This window comes from Marinovum sp. 2_MG-2023, assembly GCF_030548265.1.
In the GTDB taxonomy this organism is placed as follows: domain Bacteria; phylum Pseudomonadota; class Alphaproteobacteria; order Rhodobacterales; family Rhodobacteraceae; genus Marinovum.
The window spans coordinates 1-1,238 of record NZ_JAUOSD010000072.1 but is presented as its reverse complement, the minus strand read 5'-3'; the positions used below and the strand labels follow the sequence as shown (position 1 = coordinate 1,238).

At 55.4% G+C, this 1,238-nt stretch carries 1 pseudogene; it reads left to right on the top strand.

Going from position 1 to position 1,238, the window contains the following annotated elements:
- The first annotated feature begins 7 nt into the window (after window positions 1-7).
- Window positions 8-1,199 (top strand): annotated as a pseudogene (locus Q4577_RS23640) (IS3 family transposase).
- Window positions 1,200-1,238 lie beyond the last annotated feature (39 nt).

Sequence of the window (1,238 nt, the reverse complement as noted above, 5' to 3'; positions counted from 1 at the left end):
ATCAGGTATGTCTAAACGGAAGCAACATCACCCAGAGTTCAAGGCCAAGGTCGCATTGGAAGCGCTGAAAGGCGAAGAAACAGTCAGTGAGCTGGCAAGTCGGTTTGGGGTGCATCTGTTACCGGCAGGTGTTTGCTTCGCAAACACCGAGAGGCGACGATGATCCATCAATGGAAGCGTGCCCTTCTTGAAGGCGCGTCTGGCGTTTTTGAGCGGGGCGGCCGGAAGGCACCGGACTTCGATGAAGAGCAGGTCAAAGATTTGCATGCCAAGATTGGGGAGTTGGCCGTCGCCAACGATTTTTTGGCCAGAAAGCTCAAACCTTGGACCGGCAAGTGAGGCGCAAAATGATTGAACCGAACCTGCCGGGCTTGTCCGTTGGTAAGCAGTGCAAGCTGCTGTCGATCTCGCGGTCGTCGTTCTACTATGAGCCGAAAGGCGAGACGGAAATGAACCTTGATCTGATGCGCCTGATCGACAAACAATTCCTGGAAACGCCGTTTTATGGCGTGCGCCAGATGACCTGGCACCTGAGCAATGACGGGCATCTGGTGAATGAGAAGCGCATCCGCCGACTTATGCGGTTGATGGGCCTCATGCCGATCTATCAAAAGCCAAATACCAGCAAGGCGGCAAAGGGCCACAAGATTTACCCCTACCTGTTGCGTGGCTTGCGGGTGGATCGGCCCAATCAGGTTTGGTGCGCCGACATCACCTATCTCCCCATGCGGCGCGGCTTCCTCTACCTGGTCGCAATCATGGACTGGCACACGCGCAAGGTGCTGGCCTGGCGCATATCGAACACGCTGGAGGCGGACTTCTGCGTCGAAGCGTGGAACGAAGCAATCCATAAGTTCGGCCCGCCCGAGATCATGAACACGGATCAGGGCAGCCAGTTCACTTCATTTGCGTGGACAGATCGGTTACGGCGGTCAGCAGTTCGCATCTCGATGGACGGCAAAGGTCGCTTCCTGGACAACATCTTCGTCGAACGGCTCTGGCGATCCTTGAAGTATGAATGCGTCTATCTGCACGCTTGGGAAACCGGATCAGAGGCAAAAGCTGGCGTGAGGAAATGGATGGAGTTCTACAACCAAAAGCGCCCGCATTCTGCCCTTGGCGGGCGACCACCTGCCGTGGTCTATTGGCAGCGAAATGAAACCACCAACTCCGATCTGCAGGTGCAAAGAGTAGCTTAACTTACGCCAGATCCTGTCCAACAAATGGGGAGTAGCTCA